The organism is Blautia luti (assembly GCF_013304735.1).
In the GTDB taxonomy this organism is placed as follows: Bacteria; Bacillota; Clostridia; order Lachnospirales; family Lachnospiraceae; genus Blautia_A.
This window is the reverse complement of record NZ_JAAITI010000107.1, coordinates 1-396: the sequence shown is the minus strand read 5'-3', so window position 1 is coordinate 396 and position 396 is coordinate 1. Positions and strand designations below refer to the sequence as shown.

General features: G+C 42.7%; 1 protein-coding gene. It reads left to right on the top strand.

Annotated features, from left to right (window positions below; translation table 11 throughout):
• On the top strand, nucleotides 1-396 hold a 396-nt coding region (locus G5B06_RS18650), incomplete at both ends, for a VirB6/TrbL-like conjugal transfer protein, CD1112 family (protein WP_244094597.1).

The following is a 396-nucleotide window of genomic DNA, read 5'->3' as shown; positions in this document are numbered from 1 at the left end:
TAACGCAGAAAAACAATTTCCATGAATTTGAGACTTACAACATTTTCCTCTGGATCTTTAAGGCGTATGTAGCCATTTATCTGGTGACGAATACGTTCAATATCACGATGGCGGTCTTTGACGTTGGCCAGCATGTGGTCAACAATGCCGCCGGAGTAATTTCCGGAAACACAGCAGTGGACGCATCGGAAGCAATCACAAGGATTGTGGATGCACTGGAAGATATGGAACTGGGGGATTTGTTCTTGTTATCCATGGAAACGCTGCTGATCAGTATTACCATGCGGATTCTGTCGATCATTATAACCGTTATTTTATACGGAAGAATGATAGAGATTTACCTTTATACTTCCATAGCACCAATTCCGTTTGCCACCATGACCAATAAGGAATGGG